Annotated in this window: 19 protein-coding genes and 1 pseudogene; 7 read left to right on the top strand and 13 right to left on the bottom strand. The window is 68.5% G+C overall.

The window, feature by feature from the left end:
* Positions 1-39: 39 nt before the first annotated feature.
* Positions 40-1041: a peptidoglycan-binding protein gene (locus ACIGYR_RS37095; RefSeq protein ID WP_399608043.1), complete on the bottom strand. Its 1002-nt coding sequence runs from the start codon at positions 1039-1041 to the stop codon at positions 40-42.
* An 8-nt stretch (positions 1042-1049) separates the two neighbouring features.
* Entirely contained in the window at positions 1050-1196 is a 147-nt protein-coding gene (locus ACIGYR_RS37100; RefSeq protein ID WP_399608041.1) for a hypothetical protein, read from the bottom strand.
* Positions 1197-1519: 323 nt separating this feature from the next.
* Here ACIGYR_RS37100 and ACIGYR_RS37105 point away from each other — a divergent pair, with 323 nt between their 5' ends.
* Positions 1520-5197 (top strand): helix-turn-helix domain-containing protein, encoded by a 3678-nt coding sequence (locus tag ACIGYR_RS37105; protein WP_399608040.1) that lies wholly within the window; start codon positions 1520-1522, stop codon positions 5195-5197.
* A gap of 278 nt (positions 5198-5475) precedes the next feature.
* Here the strand turns inward: ACIGYR_RS37105 and ACIGYR_RS37110 are convergent, their stop codons facing one another.
* Positions 5476-5829, bottom strand: a complete 354-nt coding sequence (locus tag ACIGYR_RS37110) for a hypothetical protein (protein ID WP_399608038.1) — start codon at positions 5827-5829, stop codon at positions 5476-5478.
* 483 nt (positions 5830-6312) lie between these two features.
* On the opposite strand from ACIGYR_RS37110, the gene ACIGYR_RS37115 reads away from it, so the two are divergent.
* A complete protein-coding gene (locus ACIGYR_RS37115) occupies positions 6313-6522 on the top strand; it encodes a cold-shock protein (protein WP_399608035.1) in 210 nt (69 codons plus the stop codon).
* A 757-nt stretch (positions 6523-7279) separates the two neighbouring features.
* Here ACIGYR_RS37115 and ACIGYR_RS37120 read toward each other — a convergent pair.
* On the bottom strand, positions 7280-7843 hold the full coding sequence (locus ACIGYR_RS37120) for a TIGR03086 family metal-binding protein (RefSeq protein WP_399608032.1): 564 nt from the start codon (positions 7841-7843) through the stop codon (positions 7280-7282).
* Between the two features lie 137 nt (positions 7844-7980).
* Here ACIGYR_RS37120 and ACIGYR_RS37125 point away from each other — a divergent pair, with 137 nt between their 5' ends.
* The gene (locus ACIGYR_RS37125) at positions 7981-8484 is read left to right on the top strand and encodes a hypothetical protein (RefSeq protein WP_400014439.1); all 504 of its coding nucleotides are present in this window, start codon (positions 7981-7983) and stop codon (positions 8482-8484) included.
* A 1-nt stretch (position 8485) separates the two neighbouring features.
* Here the strand turns inward: ACIGYR_RS37125 and ACIGYR_RS37130 are convergent, their stop codons facing one another.
* The 3 genes from ACIGYR_RS37130 to ACIGYR_RS37140 all read right to left on the bottom strand — a co-directional run bounded on the left by ACIGYR_RS37130 (position 8486) and on the right by ACIGYR_RS37140 (position 12859).
* Positions 8486-8905 (bottom strand): nuclear transport factor 2 family protein, encoded by a 420-nt coding sequence (locus ACIGYR_RS37130; protein ID WP_399608026.1) that lies wholly within the window; start codon positions 8903-8905, stop codon positions 8486-8488.
* 61 nt (positions 8906-8966) lie between these two features.
* Entirely contained in the window at positions 8967-11186 is a 2220-nt protein-coding gene (locus ACIGYR_RS37135; protein WP_399608024.1) for an MMPL family transporter, read from the bottom strand.
* Positions 11187-12103: 917 nt separating this feature from the next.
* The gene (locus ACIGYR_RS37140) at positions 12104-12859 is read right to left on the bottom strand and encodes an SDR family NAD(P)-dependent oxidoreductase (RefSeq protein WP_399608021.1); all 756 of its coding nucleotides are present in this window, start codon (positions 12857-12859) and stop codon (positions 12104-12106) included.
* Between the two features lie 122 nt (positions 12860-12981).
* Here ACIGYR_RS37140 and ACIGYR_RS37145 point away from each other — a divergent pair, with 122 nt between their 5' ends.
* Both ACIGYR_RS37145 and ACIGYR_RS37150 read left to right on the top strand, forming a co-directional pair.
* Positions 12982-13947 carry a cupin domain-containing protein gene (locus ACIGYR_RS37145; RefSeq protein WP_399608017.1) on the top strand — a complete coding sequence of 322 codons (966 nt, stop codon included), beginning with the start codon at positions 12982-12984 and terminating at the stop codon, positions 13945-13947.
* Between the two features lie 3 nt (positions 13948-13950).
* Positions 13951-14597 (top strand): annotated as a pseudogene (locus ACIGYR_RS37150) (transposase); the annotation flags it as partial.
* 53 nt (positions 14598-14650) lie between these two features.
* On the opposite strand, the gene ACIGYR_RS37155 reads toward ACIGYR_RS37150, so the two are convergent.
* Positions 14651-15583 (bottom strand): alpha/beta fold hydrolase, encoded by a 933-nt coding sequence (locus ACIGYR_RS37155; protein WP_399608015.1) that lies wholly within the window; start codon positions 15581-15583, stop codon positions 14651-14653.
* Between the two features lie 436 nt (positions 15584-16019).
* Positions 16020-16661: a TetR/AcrR family transcriptional regulator gene (locus ACIGYR_RS37160; RefSeq protein ID WP_399608013.1), complete on the bottom strand. Its 642-nt coding sequence runs from the start codon at positions 16659-16661 to the stop codon at positions 16020-16022.
* Between the two features lie 84 nt (positions 16662-16745).
* Here ACIGYR_RS37160 and ACIGYR_RS37165 point away from each other — a divergent pair, with 84 nt between their 5' ends.
* The gene (locus ACIGYR_RS37165) at positions 16746-17483 is read left to right on the top strand and encodes an SDR family NAD(P)-dependent oxidoreductase (RefSeq protein ID WP_399608010.1); all 738 of its coding nucleotides are present in this window, start codon (positions 16746-16748) and stop codon (positions 17481-17483) included.
* Positions 17484-17930: 447 nt separating this feature from the next.
* Positions 17931-19253, top strand: a complete 1323-nt coding sequence (locus ACIGYR_RS37170; RefSeq protein ID WP_399608008.1) for a hypothetical protein — start codon at positions 17931-17933, stop codon at positions 19251-19253.
* Positions 19254-19478: 225 nt separating this feature from the next.
* Here the strand turns inward: ACIGYR_RS37170 and ACIGYR_RS37175 are convergent, their stop codons facing one another.
* The 4 genes from ACIGYR_RS37175 to ACIGYR_RS37190 are packed head-to-tail and all read right to left on the bottom strand — an operon-like array spanning position 19479 to position 20893.
* Positions 19479-19814, bottom strand: a complete 336-nt coding sequence (locus ACIGYR_RS37175) for a YnfA family protein (RefSeq protein WP_399608005.1) — start codon at positions 19812-19814, stop codon at positions 19479-19481.
* Between the two features lie 11 nt (positions 19815-19825).
* On the bottom strand, positions 19826-20134 hold the full coding sequence (locus tag ACIGYR_RS37180) for a hypothetical protein (RefSeq protein WP_399608003.1): 309 nt from the start codon (positions 20132-20134) through the stop codon (positions 19826-19828).
* Complete coding sequence (locus tag ACIGYR_RS37185; protein WP_399607999.1) at positions 20115-20561, bottom strand: MerR family transcriptional regulator; 447 nt, start codon at positions 20559-20561, stop codon at positions 20115-20117. The genes ACIGYR_RS37180 and ACIGYR_RS37185 overlap by 20 nt, the downstream gene beginning before the upstream one ends.
* The gene (locus tag ACIGYR_RS37190) at positions 20558-20893 is read right to left on the bottom strand and encodes a hypothetical protein (RefSeq protein WP_399607997.1); all 336 of its coding nucleotides are present in this window, start codon (positions 20891-20893) and stop codon (positions 20558-20560) included. The genes ACIGYR_RS37185 and ACIGYR_RS37190 overlap by 4 nt, the downstream gene beginning before the upstream one ends.
* Positions 20894-20919 lie beyond the last annotated feature (26 nt).

Genomic DNA, 20919 nt, shown 5'->3' on the forward strand with positions numbered 1-20919 from the left:
ATGTCGATGACGGCTTCACCGTCAGATCGCCCGGCAGGTTCAGAAGCTGCTGGCGTTGAGGGCCTTCTGGAGCTGGGTGGTGGTGCCGGTGTCCCAGGTGTCCTGGGGGGTGAGGCCGAGGTGCTTGTTGAGGGCGGTGACGGTGTCGGGTCCGGTGACGCCGTCGGTGGTGACCTGCAGGTAGGTCTGCAAGGCCGTGACGGTCAGCGGACCGAAGGCGCCGTCGACGTCCAGCCCGGCCCCCGTCTTGCTGTTGAGGGTGCGCTGCAGGGCGGCGCAGGTGGCGGGCCCGAACTGGCCGTCCACGGCGAGCGGTGCTGGGGCTGCGACGAGGGCCTTGGGCTTGATGACACCGCTGTGGCCGGCGAGGGCGGCCTTCATCACGGCGGCGGTGTGCGGGCCGTACTCTCCGTCCACGGTCAGCTTGTGCTTCGACTGGAAGGTGCGTAGGGCCTTGTCGGTGGCGGCGCCGAACTGACCGTCGACGGTGAGGCCGGCCTTCTGCACGGTGTTCAGGTTCTTCTGCAGGGTCTTGACCGCCAGGCCGGTGGAGCCCTTGCGGAGGATGCCGTCGTGGCTCGGCATCGGGGCCGCGCCGTCGTAGGCGGGGCGGCCGTAGCCGACCACGCAGGCGCGGCCGCGGACCCGGCGGCGGAAGGCGTCGGAGGTGTTGCCCTCCAGGGTGGTGATGGTGCCGTTGGAGTGGACGGCCTCCACCAGGCCGACGTGGTCGATGCCGCTGATGGAGCGGCCGCCGGAGAAGTCGAAGAAGACGACGTCGCCGGGGCGGATGCCGCCCAGACCGTAGTGCCAGCGGCCGTGGCTCTGGAAGGCGCGGGCGTGGGCGGTGGTGAGGGCGAACTTGCCCATGACGCCCTTGAGGTTGTCGGAGTGGGCGGCCTCGTAGCTGATGGACATGTCGCACCACGGGCCGGAGAAGCCGTACCACGAGGTGATGAGGTTGTGGTTGGAGCCGGGCGGGTGCTCGGTGGTGCCGAGCAGCTTGCGGGCGGCGGCGATCATTCCGTTTGCGGTTCCCATGGCAGGTGTCAGAGCTCCATGTCGTCGGGGAGTGCGTCGAGGTCGGAGGTGACCTCGGTGGCGGGGTCCTGGCTGACGCCGGTCTGGTCGGGGTCGATGTCGAAGACCCCAGCGCCGCCCTGCGGGTACGGCGGTGTCTGTTCGCTCTCGTTCATGAACGCTGGCTCCTTCATTGCTTCATTCGGGTGGTGGGCCGCCTGGCCACGTGTGTGTGCCGGAGGTCCGTTGAGCCGTCCGACAACTGACCGCTGGGCCTGGGCGACCGCCGTGCATCACCGAGTTCAGCGGGTCGGGAATTGAATGGGCAGCCGGTTTTGCCGCCCTGAACAATGGCCGCGCTGCAGGTCACGGGCACGGCGTTGGCGCGGTGGCCAAAGGAGGCGCCTTCGGATTGCGCTCCTGCCACGAGGTTGCGTACCTTGTCCGGCCTCGCGCCGCGTCCACGGGGGAAGCGGGCGGCCAGAGGGGTGAGCTGTCGATGGCGGGACGTCCGGAGAGCCCACTCGATCCGAGCACCGGGCCGGTGGCGCGGTTCGCGGCCGAGTTACGCAAACTCCGTGCGGAGGCCGGAAGCCCGACCTACCGGGTGATGGCGCAGCGCGGGGGTCAGGGGACCAGCACCCTGTCGCAGGCTGCTGGTGGTGAGCGGTTGCCGACCCTGCCCGTCGTGCTGGCCTATGTGAGGGCGTGCGGCGGTGATCCGGAGGAGTGGGAGGAGCGCTGGCGACAGGCGGCCGCTGAAGTAGCGGCGGAACCCCGGGCCGAGGATGAGGATGCCGGGCCTCCGTACAGGGGGCTGGCCCGTTTCGAACCGGGCGACGCCGACCTGTTCTTCGGCCGCGACGAGCTCACCGACCGTCTGCTCGCCCTGACCCGCTCCCACCGATTCAGCGCGGTTTTCGGCCCCTCAGGCAGCGGAAAATCCTCCCTGCTGCGTGCCGGCCTCATCCCCCGCCTCCGCAACCCGGACCAGGCCACCCCACAGCTGGCCGCGGTGCGCGTCCTCTCCCCTGGCGAGCACCCTCTGCGCACCCATGAACAGCGGCTGACCCCGAAGGATGACGACGGGGACACATGGCTGATCGTGGATCAGTTCGAAGAGCTCTACACCCTGTGCCACGACCCGGACGAGCGCGACCAGTTCATAGACCACCTCCTGGCCGCTACCGATCCCGGGAGCAGACTGCGCGTCGTCATCTCCGTGCGCGCGGACTTCCTCGGCCGGTGCGCTGAACACCCTGCCCTGACCGCCGCCCTGCAGGACGGCACCGTGCTCGTCGGCCCTATGAGCCGGGAGGAACTACGCCAGGCCATCGTCAGACCCGCACAGACCGCCGGTCTGATCGTGGAACGCGGACTGACGACGCGCATTCTCAACGAGGTCGAAGGGGAGCCCGGGGCCCTGCCGCTGATGTCGCATGCACTGCTGGAGACCTGGCGTCGTCGCAAAGGCCGTGCCCTCACCCCCGAGGCCTACGAGGCCGCCGGCTGCCTACACGGCGCCATCACCCGCACCGCCGAGGACGTCCACGCGAGCCTCACCCCGACGCAGGCCGATCTCGCCCGCCGTATTCTGCTGCGGCTGATCACCCCTGGTGCCGGAACCCCGGACACCCGTCGGCCCGCCCAGCGCGAGGAGTTCGACTTCGATGATTCCACCGACACCGCGATCATCCTGAACCGTCTGGCCCGGGCGCGCCTCGTCACACTCGACGAGAACACGGTCGACATCGCCCATGAAGCCCTCATCACCGGGTGGCCCCGACTGCGGCATTGGATCGACGAAGCCCGTGAGCGCCTGCGCCTGCACCGTCAACTCACCGAAGCCGCGAGAGCCTGGAACAGCCTCAGCCGCGACCCCGGCGCGCTCTACCGCGGCACACGCCTCGCGGTGGCGGCGGAAGCCTTCACCGACCCTGGCCACCTGACCCCCCTGGAAAGGGCCTTTCTGGCGGCGAGCCTGGACGCACGCCACCAGGAACAGCGAGCGGCCACCCGTACCACCCGGCGGCTGCGAGCCCTCAGCGCCGCCCTGGCCGTCCTGGTACTGCTCGCCTCCGTAGCCGCTGGCACGGCCTTCGACCAACGCTCCACGGCCCGGAGTCAACGGGACATCGCCGTCTCCCGGCAACTCACCGCCGAGGCCGCCGAGTTACGCGGCGCAGAAACGTCGTACAGGAACCAGAACGTGTCCGTCGCGGCCCAGTTGGACGTCGCCGCCTATCGCATGCATCCGTCGCCGCAGGCCTATACGGATCTGGTGAACGCGACGGCGACTCCGTTGTTCTCCACGGTCAGCGAGCCGAGCTCGAACCAGGGGCAGTCGGCCGCGCTGAGCCCGGACGGGAAGGTCCTCGCCACCATGGCGAGCGACTACACGATCCAGCTGTGGGATGCCACCGACCTCACCGATCCCAGACGCATCGGCCACCCCGTCCGAGGCGGCAACCTGATGGCGTTCAGCCCGTTCGGGCACGTGCTCGCCACCGTCGGCGAAAGTTTTTCGAAGACGAGTTCCACGGACGTGCTTCGCCTGTGGGACACCACGCGTCCGGCCGCCCCGACGGCTCTCAACGTCCCCGTCCCCGTCGGCGACGTCAGCACGCTGGCCTTCAGCCCCGATGGGCAGACACTGGCCATCACCACTGATGTCGGCGACCACGCGGACACGCAGGTCCAACTGTGGGACACCAGTCGGCCGGCGCACCCCGAAAGCCTCGGCAGCCCGTGGCTCGGCGACAAGGCGGTCTTCAGTCCAACCGGACACCTGCTGGCCACCGTGTATCCCGAGGGTGGGTGGTACAGAGTCCAGCTGTGGGATGCCACTCGTCCAACCCACGTCACGCGCCTCGGCAAGTCTCTGGTCGGTCAGGACGTGGTATTCAGCCCACGTGGGAACCTGCTGGCCGTCTCGACCCGCGTCGGCGAGGAATCCATCAGCGGCATCCAGCTGTGGGACATCACGCGACCGAGTCAAGCAAAGCGTCTCGGCAATCCTCTCCGAATCCCCGACGACGAGATCTCAGCGATGGCTTTCAGCCCTGATGGCCATGTCCTCGCCACCGCGCAGGAAAACACGGTGCGGCTGTGGAACGTCACCATCGTGGCTGGCCCGATCGCCCTGGGCCAACCCTTCGGCCAGACAAGGGCCGTGGGATTGAACTTCGGTCCGGACGGACACACCCTGATCGCCGTCGGGGACACAGTCCATGTCTGGACTCTTCCCCCCACCTTCCTGACAGGCGACGGAACCTTCATCGACGCGGTGTCGTTGAGTCCCGACGGATCCACCTTGGCCATTGCAGAAGAATTCGACCCGAGCGATATCGACAGCGGGGTCTCATTGTGGAACCTCGACGACCGCGAGCGCCCACGACGCATCGTCGGCCAACTACGCGGCACGATGGCGGCGTTCAGGCCTCGCGGTCAGGTCCTCGCCACGGCCGGTGGTGGCAGGGTGTGGTTGTGGGACACCAGCGATCCGACACACCCCAGGCACCTCAGCCCTCCCCTGAGTGTGGCGGGAGACTGGATCCCGTCGATGGCCTTCAGCCCTGACGGACATACCCTCGCCGCCGTCGGCGAACAGGACAAGATCTACCTCTGGGACACCAGAGACCCCCGTCACCCCAAGCCAGTCGGTAGGCCTCTCACCAGCACCATCGGCGACTCCATCGACGTGGCTTTCAGCTCCGACGGACGCATCCTCGCCGGCGCGGATGGCGACAAGGGTTCGTTCTGGGACATCGGCGATCCCACGCATCCCAAGAGGCTCGCGGTCCGCCGGACCGGCCTCGGCCTGCTTCTCGGGGACGAAGCGAACTCCTTCGCCGCCGTGGCGTTCGGCCCCGACGGCCACACCCTCGCCACCGCCGGCGACGACGAAGACGTCCGTCTGTGGGACCTGACCGGCAACGGCCGACCGACGCTCCTCGGGAGCCCGCTCACGGAGCATTCCGAGCCCGTGTCCGCCGTCGCTTTCAGCGCCGACGGGCGTTTCCTCGCCACAGGTAGCCAGGACGGCACGGCCCGGCTCTGGGAGCTGAACCCCGACCGGGCCATCAGACGCATCTGCGCTGTCACGAAACACACCCTCACGGAGAAGGAGTGGCGGCAGTACGTCGGGGACATCGCCTTCCGGCCGCCGTGCCCGTGAAGCAGCGATGGAGGTCGAGTCGGGGTCGAAATTCTCATGTGACTCGCCGAAAGATGGGGCAAGGTCTCCACGCTTGCCCCATCCACGAGTCGAGTCTGCCTGAGGCAGATCGGCGATATCCGGGCCGTGCAGGGATGTGTTCCCGAAGCGCGCCAGGCGTGGAACAGGGCGGTCGAGCTGATGACGAACGCCAGAAGACCGGAGCAGACGGACGAGATCCGCGCCCACCTGTGAGGCTTGCCTCTCCCTCCACGACCTGCCCCGGCCAGTGACCGTGCTCATTTGCTGGAGGGGAGAGGGGCGAGTCTTCGGCGGCTGTCGTGCTTCTTCAAAGCCTGGTTCTCGTGGTAGAGATTCGCGGTCACTGTCGCGAGGGCGTCGAGTTTGCCGTTCAGCTGGGTGATCTCGGCTCTGGCCTCACGAAGTTGTTTGCGGAGCTGGGCGATCGTCTCGTCACGGGTGACTTCGCCGGGGGTGCGTAGGACGGGTCGGGCGACCTTGGTGTTCCATTCGGTGAGGATGTCGTCGGCGCGGTGGACGGTCGCGTGGCTGACCTGGGCTTCTCGGGCGAGGTTTTCCTTGGTGAGGGCGCCGTCGGTGTGCAGGGGCTCGCCGGCCAGCAGTCGGGCCATGGCCTCACGGAGCTTAGTGGCAAGTCAGCGTGTTGACAGACTGTGCCAGATCCTGGGGTTCCATGGCGCTCCGTCATCCGTAGGGGTGACGGCGTTCATGTGGCAGCGTTCGCTCCCACGTCGCCACATTGGTGGCAAGGCGGGGCTGGGTTCCTCGCCGACAAGAAATCACGCTGAGGCTGGTGGAGAGTGTCAGTGCCACTCTCCATGCCTCGCTGCGGCGAGCGGCGAGCGGCGAGCGGCGAGCGGCGAGCGGCGACGGAGCATGAGCGCTACGTACGCCACCGCCTGGGCGTGAGTTAAGAGCGCGTCTCACTGAAGTTTGATCATGCGGATCATTCGGCATCGGCATTGCGAGCGGTTTGGCCGACGATAACCAGCCAAGACCTCTTGGTTCCGTGACCTTCGTTCGCCTAGCGGGGATGATCGGCTCGTCGGGCGTCCTGTGCGTCCGGTCGGAGTGCGTGATTCAAGGGAGCGGTTATGTCTGAGCGCCAGGCCGGCACCGTGAAGTGGTTCAACGATGAGAAGGGGTTCGGCTTCATCACCCCCGAAAGCGGCCCCGACCTCTTCGTGCACTTCAGGGCGATCCAATACGCCGCCAAGTCCCTCAAGGAGGGCCAGAAGGTGACCTTCGTTGCGGTGCAGGGTCCGAAGGGCATGCAGGCGGACGAGGTCATGCCGGAGTCCTGAGTCCCAGACCACGGATCCGCAGCCGTTCCCGACCCGGTACCGAATCGGCTGCCGGGTCGGTGTGGCACAGGCGCGTGTTGGCGTCGTCGGCCGAACTTCGGTGAGCCGCATTCAAGTTGAGTGGGACGGGTGACATGTCTCCAGCCGTCATCAGGGATTTGCTGGACGTCCATTCCTGACCGGCACACCGTGGGCCAAGTACGCACAGGACAGACTGGTCCGGCTACCTGGCCGCTGTCCGGACGAACGCCGGTCGTCACGCTCCGCCAGCGCAGTGGCCAGAACTCGCGTGAGCATTGCCGAGGGTCGATTCCCGCGGTGCACCCCGTTGTCACGAGGTCGTGGACCGTTTCGGATTCGGGCGGATCAGCGCTACCGCCTGATCCGGACCGATACTCCGAATCGGTCCGGGTCTGCCTGCTATGGGCACCTCTATACGCCTGGGTGGCTCATCTGAGCGCCTCAGTACGAGCGGGCCCGCCTCGCCGCCGGCGCCCTGGCCGCCCAGGTCCATGCAAGGCGGCGTGCGGAGCGCCTGAGCTCCCGCACCCGGCCGCGCGCCGTCGCCGTGCCCGCCGCCTCGAGGTCCCACCCGCGGCCGTTCCACCCCGACCGGGAGGCCGTCCGCGTCCTGGAGACGGCAACGGTTTCCAGCACAGCCCGTTCTTAGCTGCTCAGATCACCGTGGGTCACAACCAAACCAGCGGCCGCCGCCCATGATCGACCGCCCGTGATCCTGACGCGAAGTCCAACGGGCTCAGGCCCACGCGGGGTTACGGCCGGTGAAAGCGACCAGCCGGTCCAGAGGTGGTGCGCTTGCTTCGATGGCGATTTCGGGGCCGAAGGGCATGCCGGGGCCACGGTATTCCGGCTGGATCACGCCTTCGAGCACGGTGAGGGCATGCTGGCAGGTTTGCGGGTCCGGGTTCCATGACTGGCCGGTGGCGCGGGCCAGGTCCCAGCCGTGGCCGAGCGTTTCGATCAGCAGCAGGTCGATGACTACGGAGCCCGGATAGGCGCCGCCCAGCAGCGGAACATTCACGGGAGCTGTCTCGACGCCAGCGGCGAGAGCCGATCGGATCGTGATGGTGAGCTGCGCGATCACGGCACTCGGATGGTCGGGGCCAGTGAAGGCGGTCGGGTCGGGCCGGTCGCTGCCGGCCGGGTCAGTGAGGGCGGCGTCGAAGTAGCTGAGCCAGCCCAGCAGGTGGCGGCGCAACTCGCTCACGTCGAAGTCGTCGCACGGGGTGGGGAGCTTGTCGTGTTCGGGCGTGATGCCGACGCACAGGCGAGCCAGGTCTTCGAGTACCGGAAAGATCATGTGACAACCTCTTCTGATGGATAGGGGTGGTAGGACAAGGGACGGGCCGGCGGGCCGAGTACGCGGCGGCGACACGGCAGGCGATCCTGCTGGCAGCACGAGAGCTGTTCATCGAGCGGGGCTATTTCGCCACCCGGGTGGAGGACATCTCCCGCGCAGCGCGGGTAGCGGCGCCCACCGTGTACGCGGCGGTCGGAGGCAAGAGCGGTTTGCTACGCACACTCATCGAGGACGGAGTGCGCGCCGCGGAGGCCGGCGGCATCTACGAGCGGATCGCTGCGCAAACCGACCCCGGCGCGCTGCTTCGCCTGCTCGTGGACGGCACTCGAAGCGAGGTTCCGGCGACGGTCGGCGCTTCCGCCGCACGCCTTCACCCTGGCCCGACTGACGGCCGACACCGGCGACCCGCCGGCGCGTATCGCCAAGACGTTCACGTCGGGTCGCACCGGCGCGCTGGGGAGCAGGCACCGCGGCGAACCTCGCGCTGCGGCGACCGCGGCGCCGGAGCGGCCAGAATCTGGGTGTACAGCGCGCAATGGCGTGCGTGCCGTTCAGACGCAGCGTCCGGTCCCCAACTGCTCCCTACGGGGAATGCCTGTGACACGCACGTCAAGCTGCCAGTTGCTCCAGCTGGGCGCTAGTTCACGAAGGGCCGGCTGCCGGGTGTGCGGCCGGCGCAGTCACCGGGTCGAGGTAGAAGCGGGCGTGCGCAATCAGACCATCACGTTCGACCCAGATGACTGGCCCGCCCAGCTCGGCGGCATCGCCATTGGCCCTGGTGCCCGTCAGCCTCCACTCCGACCAGACCTCGTCACCGTTCAGAGCGGTCCGCAGAACCTCGGCCTGGATATCGGGGATCTGCCCGAAGATGCCCGCCCAATTGCGCACCACCAGGTCGTTGCCCGTGAAGTTCAGCGAGGGGTGCAAAGGAATGACCGCTCTGTAGTCAGAGGTGAAGACGTCCCCGACTCGCTGTGCGTCGTGGGAGTTGATGGCGTCACGGAGACCCCGGACGCTGGCTGGCAGCTCGGCGGCGCTGGGAGTGGTCGGTGTGAGGTTCATAAGAGGTCTGCTTTCATTTGCTGATGGGTCATTGTCTTGTGCGGCCCGAAAGATCGGCAGCTCACACGGACTGGGTGGTCGCGCCGTGCAGGGAGGCTGTGGGGGTGTCCTCGGCCTCGCTGAAGCCGTACCTGTCGTGAACGCGGCCGAGCCAGTTCGGGGCGTACCACGCCTTGTCGCCGAGCAGCCCCATGGCGGCGGGGACCAAGATCGCACGCACCACTGTCGCGTCGATGATGATCGCCAGTCCTGTTGCCAGGCCGAGCAGCATGGTCATGCTCACGTTGCCGGTGAGGAAGGCGAAGAAGCTCACCGACAGCAGCAGCGCGCATGAGGTGATGATGCGACCGGTGTGTCCGACACCGGAGACGACCGCCTGGGCCGTGCTCGCTCCCCGGTCGCGCAGCTCCTTGATGCGCCCGAGCAGGAAGACCTCGTAGTCCATGCTGAGCCCGAAAGCGATGCACACCGAGAGCAGCAGGATGGCCAGGTTGAGCGGCTGAGCGGTGAAGCCCAGGGCGTCCGCGCCATGACCTCGCTGGAACACCCACACCGCGATCCCGAGTGTGGCGGACAGTGTCACCACGTTGCTCAACAGTGCCCGGAGCGGTTGGACGACGCTGCCGGTGAAGAGGAACAGCAGGACGAACGTTGCCGCGACGATCACCAGCCCGGCGAGCCAGAGCCGGTCGACGATGGCGTTCTGGTCGTCGATGGTCGTAGCCGTTGGTCCGCCCACGAGCACACGCGTACCCGTGGGTGCCGCAAGGTCGCGGACCTGGCCGACCACGCTGCGTGCCTCGTCGGAGGCGGGGTCCACTCGAAGGCCGGCGCTGACGCGCTGCAGACCCGTGGCTTGGAGCGCGGCCGAGGCAGGGTTAGCGGGGGCGGTCATCGCGCCGCCGGACCAGGTCCCGATGCTCGTGGCGACTGCGGCCGTGCCCTTGACTCGGCTAAGTGCCGCGGCGAACTCCCCGAGTTGTGCGGGCGAGGTGTCACCCTTGACGAAGACGTCGAGATTGTCCGCGGTCGAGCCTGCGAAGTTGCCGCGAAGGGCGTCGCCTACCTGGTGCGCGGGTGCGGACTGGGCAAGGACACGGTCGTCGGGGTTCTGCAGTGAGAGGCCCAGCAGGGGGCTGGCGAGGGCGAGGAGGACGGCGAGGACGGGCAGGGCGAACCAGGCCGGCCGCCGCAACACCGTCGCGGCGAGCCGCGCCCACACGGCACGCTCGGGCGTGGCGTGCAACGTCCGGCGTCCGATCCACGAGATCCGGCCGGCGTTCACGCGCCGGCCCAGGACCTTCAGCAACGCGGGTAGCACGATGACCGCCGAGACGATCGCACCGGCGACCACGGCGATGCCAGCGTAGGCGAAGGAACGCACGAAGTAGGGGGGGAAGACGAACAGGGAGGACAGTGCGGCGATCACGGTGACCGCACTGAACATCACCGTCTTTCCTGCCGTCCTGATCGTGGTGCGGATCGCGCCGTCCACGTCGGCGCCACGGGCCAGCTCCTCGTTGTACCGGCTCACCATCAAAAGCGCGTAGTCGACGGAGAGGCCCAGCCCGAGAGCGGTGATGAGGTTGAGGGCGAAGACGCTGACGTCAGTGAACTGGGTGACCATGAAGAGCGCAGCGAGGGAGACCACTACCGAGATGAGGGCCATGAGGAGCGGGACAAGGGCGGCCACAATACTGCCGAAGACGACGACGAGCAGCAGGATCGTCACCGGGATGGCAATGGACTCGGCCAACGCGACGTCCGAGGTGCTCTGTCGGTTGAGGTCCGCACCGAGCGGCCCCCCGACCAGGAGCTCGGTTGGACCGGTCTTGGTGTCGTTGTACCGGTCCAGGATGGGACCGGCCCGCTCCTGCTTCTTCTCGTCGGGTGCGTCGATCCGCGCGAGGATGAGTGCTTGCTTGCCGTCCTTGGAGCGCAGGCCGGGGTTCCGGGTGTCGAACCACGAGGTCACCGAGGCAAGGTCGGAGTCGGACCGGAGCCGTTGCGTGATCTGCTTGCCGGCCTGGCGCGCCGCGGGGTCGTCGAGCGTCCCCGACCCGGTGGTGACGAGGAAGACCAGGTCGGGCGAACCGCCGAAGGCCTGTTCGGCGATCTCCTTGGCCTTGGTCGAGTCCGAGGAGGGGTCGTTGTAGCCCTGCGCTCCGAATCGGTCGAAGACCCCCGCGCCGAGCACTCCAGCGAGCACGGTAGCGAGAACGCTGACGGCAAGGATCGCTCGGGCCCGCCGGGTGACGGCGTGAGCGATGGTGGTGAACATGAAGAACTCCAAGACGAATTGTTGACACTGTTAGCGGCCCTGACTCGGTCAGCGGGCAGACGGGAGTAAGGCGTCATGCGCACAGCCCGCTGCGGGTCGGCGGCGTTGCTGTTCGGCCGTCACATCCTGAGCGACGGACGGAGTCGCCACCCGGGTGGCCGTGGATCGGCGAGGTCGGCCTCGCCCTCGAGGCGCGCGGCTCTGTCGGTGTGAGCGCTGCACGGTCGTCTACGAGCGAGTCGACCTCACGTGTGCTGGCGCCGCATAGCGCATTTCCTGATCGGTCTCAGGGCATCGACACTGCTGGGTCTACGCCGGTCGAGGCAGCTCGCGAGCAATGCCGCTGCTGCTTCACGATGCAGTCGGGTGTTGATCCCGGCCGGCACCGTCGGCGGAATCTCGACCCACGCCCCTGGACCCAGCGCGCGCGGTTTCGGAGCCCGGCTCGATTCAGTCTTGTCCGTGCTCATTGACGTCGATAGACCGCTCGACGCGGCGGTACCCGAAAGGATCTATGCCGCCCCTATTCCGCGATCAGCGAGGTCAGTCGCGTTGCTCTGCCACGCGCTAGCTCTCCGCATACCCGAGACGGCGAGACGGTCTGGGGTCAGGCGGAACGCGGTGTCCCTGAGCACGACCGTGGCGGGATGCGTCAGCCGCCGACCGACACCACCGAAGGAGGCGGCGCGTTCGACCATCTTCAGCGCGACCGGCCGGCGCTCGGCGTCGTAACGGGTCAGCGCGGCTGGCAAGCTGGCACTGGTCGCGCCGGTGCAGACGATGCCGAGGGCGACCGCGTCGTGGATCGCCTGCGCCGCGCCCTGGCCCAGGTAGGGCGTGCCACCCGCCGAACGGCAAGGTAGGGGCAGAGCAATTCGATTCCGCCTGGACGATCCTTGCGTCTCCTGGGCGGGCTACTACGGCAGTAGCTTCGCCGCCAGCTCTGCGTAGACCGATCGAGGTTTGTCCGAGAGCGCCGTCTTCGCCTCGACGGCCAGCTGGTCGCCCAGCACTTCCAGTTCGCCGGCCTCGAGTCCGTCGAGAGCCGATCTCACGATCACCTCCGGGGCAGTGATGACGGCGTCGAGGGCGCCCTCGCCGGCGACCGTGTCTGCGAAGTCGTGCATGGCTCGCGTTCCTGCCATGCCGAAGACAAGGCTGGTGACCTGGGTGCCCTGTGGGGCCAGCTCACTACGCAGGGCGTTGGTCATGCTCCAGGTCGCGGCCTTCGACGCGCCGTAGACGTCGAGACCCTGGAAGTTGGACCATGCCATCGCGGAGAGCACGTTCAGGACCGCTCCACCCCCCTCAGCACGGGCGAGGACCGGAGCGAACTCCCGAGTCACCCTAAGAGTGCCGAACACGTTCGTGTCGAAGATGCAGTGCATCACCTCGAGATCCCCATGCAGGAAGTCGTTCTCAGCGTCGAACATCGCGGCGTTGTTGATGAGCAGGTCGGTGTCGGCGGCGGTGCTCGCTGCTCGCGCGATCGTGGCACTGTCCGTCAGATCGAGGTGAAGCACCTCAACACCGGGCACGTCGATGAGTTCCGGTCGCCGCGCCGTGGCGTACACCTTGGCGGCACCTCGCAGGAGCAATTCCTGCGCGAAGTACTGTCCGAGGTTGCCGACGCCAACGCCGGTGACCAACGCGGTCTTTCCTTGCACCTTCATCGTTTCTCCCGGTCGCCCTGTGGGGCTCTCACGCTATGAGGCTGTGCGGCGGCGGACCATGTCCGTACGGAGCGCACTTCCTATCCACCTGTCGCACCCGGTGAGTGCATTAGTGTCGCGCTGTGGACCTCATCTCTGAAGTGCTTCGGCTGTCGGGCTTCCGCGGCACCCTCGGGCCCTGGGTCGCGGCCGGCAGTGGCTGGTCGATCGAGCTGTCCGACAGTCCGGCCATGGCGGTGCACGCCGTCCTGGCCGGAACAGTCTGGTTGAGTCACATTGACGGCAAGCAGTCCGAGCTGACGGCTGGTGACGTGGTCCTCCTACCGGCAGGAGTGTCGCATCGCCTGGGCGACGCCCCAGGTTCGGCCAACCCGGCACACCAGGTCCACGCTTCGGCCTCCTCGCCGCAGCCAGAAGATGGGCCGCTGCGACTGGGCAACGGCGCGGTCCGGAGCCGGTTGCTGACGATCTTCTACGACTGCGACCACTCGACGAGGACGCAAGTGCTCGATGAGGTGCCCGGTGTCGTGTACATCCCTGGCGGCGAGGTAGGCGGCTCGCACCTGGGGGACATTGTCAAGCTGATGGAGCGAGAGCTCTCGCGGCCACAGCTCGGTACGCCCACGATCGTGGACAGCCTCGTTGAGATCGTGCTGATTCAGCTGGTGCGGGCGTGGTCGGCGCTGAACCCGACGCAGCAGCGCGGGACGTGGCTCGGCTGGGTTGAGGATCCGCTGGTTCGCGAGGCGATCGAGCGCATCCACGCTGACCCTGCGGCCGAGTGGACCGTCGACAGCTTGGCCTCCGCGGCCTCGGTGTCGCGAGCGACGCTGTCACGGCGGTTCCAGTCGAGCATGGCCCGAAGCCCCGCGAGGTACCTCGCCCAATGGCGGATGGACCTCGCGGCGATCCGCCTCCGCGACACCGCAGAGACCGTAGAGGACATATCGGCGCAGGTGGGCTACCGATCCGTGCCCTCCTTCACCCGCGCCTTCGCACGCGATCGCGGATGTTCCCCCGGTGCTTACCGTGCACAAGTGCGTGCAAGCAGAGCACTGGAGCCCCGTGCGCCTGGCCGCCGCCTCTGAGGACTGATCCAGGCAGGTCAATGGCAGGAAGGGGAACCGGGATCCTCGTCATCGTGGACGCCGGCTACGACGCACCTCGTCTCGCCTTCTTGCTAAGGGACCTGCCGGTGCAGGTGCTGGCCCGGTTGCGCTCGGACCGCGTCCTGCGGCGGGCCGTCCCGCTCCGGCAGCCTCACACCCAGGGCCGGCCGCCCCGGCACGGCCGCGAATTCGTCTTCGGGCAGCCCGACACCTGGGGCGTCCCGGACACCGAAACTCTCGCCGACATGTCTTTACGGCACCGCCAGAGCCCGCTCCTGGGACCGGCTGCACCCCCGGACACCCGAGGCCGCCGACCGCTGATCCTCTCGCCGCCTATACCCAACTGCCTCTGGCTCGCCCGCTCGCAGCCGACCGGCACTGTCCCTGGGGAAAACTCAGCCCTCCGGAGAGGCTCACTCCCGCTCGCGTTCGCCGCGACTTCCGGCACATCCGCCCACAGGCCGCCTGCCCGGCCGGAGCACCGAAACCCACCCTCCCCGGGCCGGCCGCCGGGCCGGGAAAACACCCGTCCCGCACCCCGCCACGACGTGCACACACCCAAGAAAACCATGCCAGCAAAAGGACCGAAGAAGAAGACAACCACCCCGAAGCCCCGCCACACAGGTTAAGGATCAAGCGAGGGGTGCGGGTGCCGGTTCCGAACACTTGCTCCCGCCAAGTCTCAGTCATCCTCAGTGATGAAGTCGGTCAGTGCGGCAGCGACGGCATCGGGCTGTTCATCGGGGATGAAGTGTCCGGCGTCCGGCACGACGATCCCGGTGGTGTGGTCGGCCCACGGCCTGATGGAAGCTGCCATGTCGGGGATCGAGCCGTGGCTGCTGGAGATCCCAAGAACCGGGACCGTCAGGCGCTGTTGCTCCAGCCCTTCGTGGTTCTTCTGCGCCGACTCGGCGGCGTCCCGGTAGTAGGAAAGGGATGCACGAAGGCCGCCGCCGACGGCCACGGACGCAGCGTAGTGCTCAATTTCGGCGTCGTCGAAGGTGTTGGAGGAGAGGGCCTTGGCCTTCAGGAACCAGCCGACGTACTCCCTTTCACGGCCGGCGAGCAGTGTCTCGGGCAGGTCGGGCACGAGGTGGAAGGCGAAGTGCCAGGTCTTCCAAGCCTGCTCGGGGTCGGTCGGAATGGCGTCAGGGAGTGTGATGCCCGGGATACCGGCGTCGAGCAGTGCCAGGCCACGCAACTGGCTCTGGTACTTCAAGGCGAGGGAAAAGGCGACCCACGCGCCGATGTCGTGGGCGACCAGCCAGTATGTCGAGACTCCGATCGCCTTGACCGCGGCGTGGACGTGCGCAGCGACCGTGTGCGTGTCGTAGCCGATGTCCGGGCGTTCGGAGTGGCCCTGGCCCGGCAGGTCAATCGCGATGACTCGGAATCGGTCGGCCAGGTTCGGCATCACCTTGCGCCATGCCCACCAGGTCTGCGGGAACCCGGCGAGCAACACGACGGCTGGACCGTCCGGCTGACCGCCCTCAACCGCGTGAAGTCGGACGCCGCCCGCGTCGACCCAACGGTGGGTGAAACCGGCCAGGTCGGGCAGCGGCAGGTCGTGGACCGGGTTGCCGGAGACACGGGGGGCGCTTGTGGGGTCATTCATGATTCTCCTCCACTGGTGTGAGGTGTGTTGACGGTCTGCTGAAGGTGTCAGGTGTGCTGATTGATTCGGTGCCTAAGCCGAGGGCGAGGCCTACGAGCGTGGGGACACGACGAGAGCGGCGAGCATGGTGCTGGAGACCCGTGTCCCGACTGCCTGATCGGCGAAACCGAGCGGCAGGACCGGGACGACGAGCCGACGCCCGAGGAGTCCGCGACGAGCACGTCGCCGGCGACGAACGACCGTACCGGGCTTACTCTGTTGGGAAAGACCGGGCGGCGATTCGACGCTGCCAGCACGCCGTTCGGTCTGCGGTCGCGTCTGCGGTCTCGGGGATGACCAGCTATGAGACGCGGGCGACGGCACACGTCGTCAGATAGCACCAGAACACGGGACATAGGCCCTGTCCGGCGGATTATGTGACCGTGATGGCACCAAGTCAGTTCGGGCGGGCCGGACTGCGCCCGGTTGCGAGGCGTTTCTGCCCCTCGGGCTTGGGCAGGACCGACAGTGCGGTGTCTGCAATGTTCCGCAGCATCTCCGGGTCCAGGCCGGCCTTGCCTACCGCCTCGATACCGCGGACCACCGTCAGCAGTAGTGCCGCCAACCGCTCCGGATCCGCAGCGCTATCGATGTCGCCGTGGCGCTGGGCGGCGCTGATCTCCGTCCGCAGCAGGGTCAGCAGTGCCGTCATGGTCTCGGCCGACCGTCCGGCGACCGTCGGATCATGCTGGGCCAGTTCCGCCGCGCCCTTGGCCAACAGGCACCCGCGGCGCTCGGTGTCGGAGGCGGTGTTCTCCGCCATGAGGTGCACGTATCCCGACAGCCGGGCCAACGCCTCTGCGTCCGGGCCACCTGCCAGCCGCTCTTCGGCCACCTCAACGACTGCGGTGCACCAGTCGCCAAACACACGGTGGAACAGCTTGCCCTTGTCACCGAATGCGCCGTACAGGCTGCCCTTGCCCAGGCCGGTCGCCTGGGCGATGTCGTCCATCCGGGTTCCTGCATAGCCGGTCGCCCAGAACTGTTCCCGGGCCCGCTCCAGGACTTGGGGTTCGTCGAATGTGCGCGGTCTCGGCATGGTCTCAGCCTATCCGTTCTTGACTCGATCGTCCATTACTGCCTACGTTATGGACGATCCATTCCATAACTGAAGGGGTTCGACATGCCAGGCGTGCTTCAAGAGAAGGTGGCCGTGATCACCGGAGGGACCAGCGGGATCGGGCTGGCCATCGCTCAGCGCTTCATCCGGGAGGGCGCACGGGTTTTCGTGACCGGCCGGGACATCGACCGCCTTGAAGGGGCAGTCAAGGAGATGGGCCCTGCGGCCACCGGCGTACGGTCCGACGTCTCGGTCCTGGCCGACCTGGACGCGCTCTACGCGCGAGTCCGCGAGGAGGCCGGACGCATCGACGTGCTGGTCGCCAACGCGGGAATCGTCGCGGACGCCGCGCTCGGCGACCACACCGAAGCGAACGTCGACATGACGCTCGCCGTCAACGTCAAGGGCCCACTATTCACCGTTCAGAAGGCGCTTCCGCTGTTGGCGGAGAACGCCTCCATCCTGGTCATCGGCTCGAGCAACAGCGTGCGGCCCAATGAGCAACTCGAGGTTTACAGCGCCTCGAAGGCGGCGCTGAGCAACCTTGTGCACAACTGGGCCCGGCAGTCGCGGAAGCGCCGATTCCGGGTCAACGTGCTCAGCCCGGGGCCCACGCGGACCCCTGGCCTGCTAGGCGCCGCAGGGCCGGACGTCGACCAGTTCGCCGAGGCCGTCGTGCCACTGGGGCGGCTGGCCGACGCCGAGGAGATCGCCGAGGCCGCCCTCTTCCTGGCTTCGGACGCCTCGTCGTTCGTCACCGGCGCCGAACTCTTCGCCGACGGCGGCTACACCCGGGCCTGAACGACGGCCGGTGGTGCGCATCCGGTTCCCTCGAAGCGATGGGCGCACTCCCGCGCGCGTGTGCGTCGCGCGGGGCCGTTCTGCATGCACACCAGGTGGCCCGGACCCCGAGGTCCGGGCCACACCCGCACCTCCGGGCGAACAGCTGCGCCCCGAGGCATCCTGCCCACCGCCTCGTGTGCCCCATGCGGAGCATGTGACGCGCTGTCGCGGCCCGCTGCACAGCTGAACCGGGGAGCCTGGGCATCGGTGAAGGGGATGAGCGCCGATAGGGGCCGAAGCTGCAGACCACAGCAGCAGGCAGGGGAAAACGCCCCCTTCAGGACCACGGTGGCGAGCAGGGGAAGCCGCGGTGCGGCCGGTCGCGGCAGGCCGAACGACTGGGTTCACTTAGCTGCCGAACTGCGCGAGCGGCCCGGGCGAGCAGCGCGTGTGACCCGCGGCGGCATGGCTACGGCGGCAGCGGCCGTGCAGTCACGCGCCGGACGCCCGGAGCGCACACCTGCCCTGGAGGAAGAAGCCGCAGCTGGGCACGTGGCGGGGTACGGCGTCGCCACGTGGGCGGGCATGGAGGAGGAGGCGTTCACGGTGGAGGAGCTGCTCGCCCTGGCCGCCGAAGCCGCCGGCGGACAGCACCACCTGGCCGCCGTCCAACTGCCGGTCAGCCTGGTGATGATGACGCCGATCGTGCAGGCCCTTCACGGTCGTGGCCCGCTCCCGGCCGCCGCCGAGGAGGGACTGCGGGTGATGGCGTCGGCCCCGCTGCACGGCGGGGAACTCCCCGGCATGGTCGACCAGGAGCTCGCCGACCTCATCCGGCCGGGCCTGACCCCCGCACAGGCGTGCCTCCTCGCCGTCGCGTCATGCCCAGGAGTGACAAACGTCCTTCTCGCCGCCTCCGGTGCGCCACACTGGAAGGAGGCGGCCGACGCCGTCGCCCAACCCTCCCTGACCGCCGCCAAGTTGCGGGAGATCACCGGTGTACTCGCTCCCCCTGACCCGGACACCGAACAGCGCATGCGCGCCCACCACGCGCACACCGCGAAGGCCCTGGACGTCCAGGTGGAGCCGGGCGCGGAGTTCTGGGGTTGGGCCGGGCGCACCCTGGGTGCCCCGGCCCGCACCGCTACGGGCGTGCCCGCCTGGCTGCGCCTGGTGTCGGCCCCGGAGGGCAAGGCGTCGGGGAAGTTGTGGGACGGCGCCCTCGATGCCCAGCACGCCTTCGGCGACCTCGACGGCCACCGGCCCGCCCTCCTGGCAGTCCACGACGCCGTCGACGACGGCACCGCCTACCGGGCGGAGCTGTCGGTCCGCGTCGATGACCCGGTCCTGTCCGACGACCCGGTCCTCCAGCGCGAGGCCCAGCTGCCGGACTCCTGGTGGAACGACCTCGCCGGGACGCTGGAGAAAGTGGCGGCCACAGACACCGGCCGCGTCGCCGTACGGCAGCAGTACATGGAGCGGGCCATCCCCGAGTTCGTGGGCATCCCCGCCCCGGCCGTCTCCTGCGTGGACAACAGCCCACGCGGATGTCCACTGGGCGAACCTCACCGAACCGCTGCGTCTGCTGGACTGGGAAGGATGGGGCATAGCCCCATAGGGGTTCGACGCTGCCACTCTCTACGCCCACTCGCTGCTCCAACCGGACACTGCCGCCCGCGTCCGCGTCGCCTTCCCCGTGCTGGGCAGTCCGGCCGGCCTCGTCGCCGAAGCGACCGTGTGCGCCCAGCTGCTCCAGACCGCGGCCCGCGGCGACAACCTGGTCCTTGAAGGACCGCTTCGGAACTGGGCTGAGGAACTCCGCCGCCGCTGAGCCCGCGTGGTCGCCCCGACCATGAGGCCGACCACGCCGGGTGCGACCCCCGACCGCTGTAACTGAGCGCCGCAGTTGGCCAGTCTGGCCGACTGCGGCGCTCAGATTTCGGTACGCCTTCGGCGCGACTCGTTCCGGCTGTCTGGGGTCGCCTGAGCCGGCACTTCGGGGCTGCAGTGGAGTCAGTGCGAGCGGGGGGCGTACATGATCACGGCCATACCGGCGAGGCAGACCAGGGCACCGATGACGTCGTAGCGGTCGGGGCGATACCCGTCGGCGACCATGCCCCAGGCGATCGATCCCGCGACGAAGATCCCGCCGTACGCGGCGAGGATGCGACCGAAGTTGTCATCCTGTTGCCAGGTCGCCACCACGCCGTACAGGCCGAGGGCGATGACGCCAGCGCCGATCCAGATCCAGCCTTTGTGCTCGCGGATGCCCTGCCACACCAGCCAGGCACCGCCGATCTCGGAGAGGGCGGCGACGACGAACAGGGCAACGGAACGAGCGACGGTCATAACGGCCGACCCTACTGGCGGCCCACACCGGTGATCTTCAGCGGGTCGGCGGACGCCTTGCAGCCGCACCCGTCCTCCCCTGCGGACGTGCAGGAGCAGGAGCGGCGGCGCTGGCTGAGCCACCAGGTCCCGGCGGCGAACACGGCCAGGACGACGGAGAGGGCGGGCAGCCACCCCACCACCGCCCCGGCCCCGGCTCCGACGACCCCGGCTGTGATCAGGACGGGCAGCGCGCAGCACGCCACACAGGCCAGCGCGGCAAGTCCCCCGAGCGCCTTCGGGGCGCGGTGGGGGCGGGGGTCAGCAGCAGGGGCCGGCATGTCGGTTCTCCTCGGCGAGGTCGGTGAAAGGGATGGGGCAGCACGTGCTGGACGCGCACACGGTCAGGTCGTCGCAGCCCGCCTCCACGGCGGCGGCCAGGGCGGTGCGGATGGTGGTGAGGTCGGCGATCTTCGCGTCGACCTCGGCGAGCTTGGCCGCCGCACGGTCCTGGAGCCCGGCTACGGGGCGGCCGTGCCGGTGTCGGCCGGCCTCCAGGAGCTCGGCGACCTCCTCCAGCGTGAACCCGAGCCTTTGGGCGGCCTTGATCACCCGCAGCGCGGTCACCGCATCCTCGCCGTAGAGGCGGTGGCCGCCGTTGCTGCGGTCCGGCTCGGCCAGCAGGCCACGTCGCTCGTAGTAGCGCAGCGTCTGGATGTTCACCCCGGCCGCCTCAGCGACCTGCCCGCTGCGCAGGCCCGTGCTCACCGCTGCTCCCCGGCGGCAGCGGTCCGGGCGGCAAGGGCGTTCAGGACCGGCTCGTGCGATTGGTCCACGGAGATGTCCAGCCGGATCAGGTCCTGGCCGGGGGTAGTGGTGAAGGTGAAGAACGAGCAGCAGCCGCTCTCGCGCTCCACCAGGTCACGGACCCGGTCCTCCACGCCTTCTCCGCCGGCCAGGTCGAGGCGCAGGCGGAGCGGCTGGGGCCGGGACAGCGCGGTCAGCCGCTTGGCGAACAGCGCATCCCACTCCGCGACCCGCAGGGGCCGCTCCTCGGTGGGCAGGGTGCAGGACTGCGGCATCCACGCAAGATCACTCATCGCGCTCACTCCCGTCATCAGTCCCC

It is taken from the genome of Streptomyces sp. NPDC053076 (genome assembly GCF_044546845.1).
GTDB lineage: Bacteria > Actinomycetota > Actinomycetes > Streptomycetales > Streptomycetaceae > Streptomyces.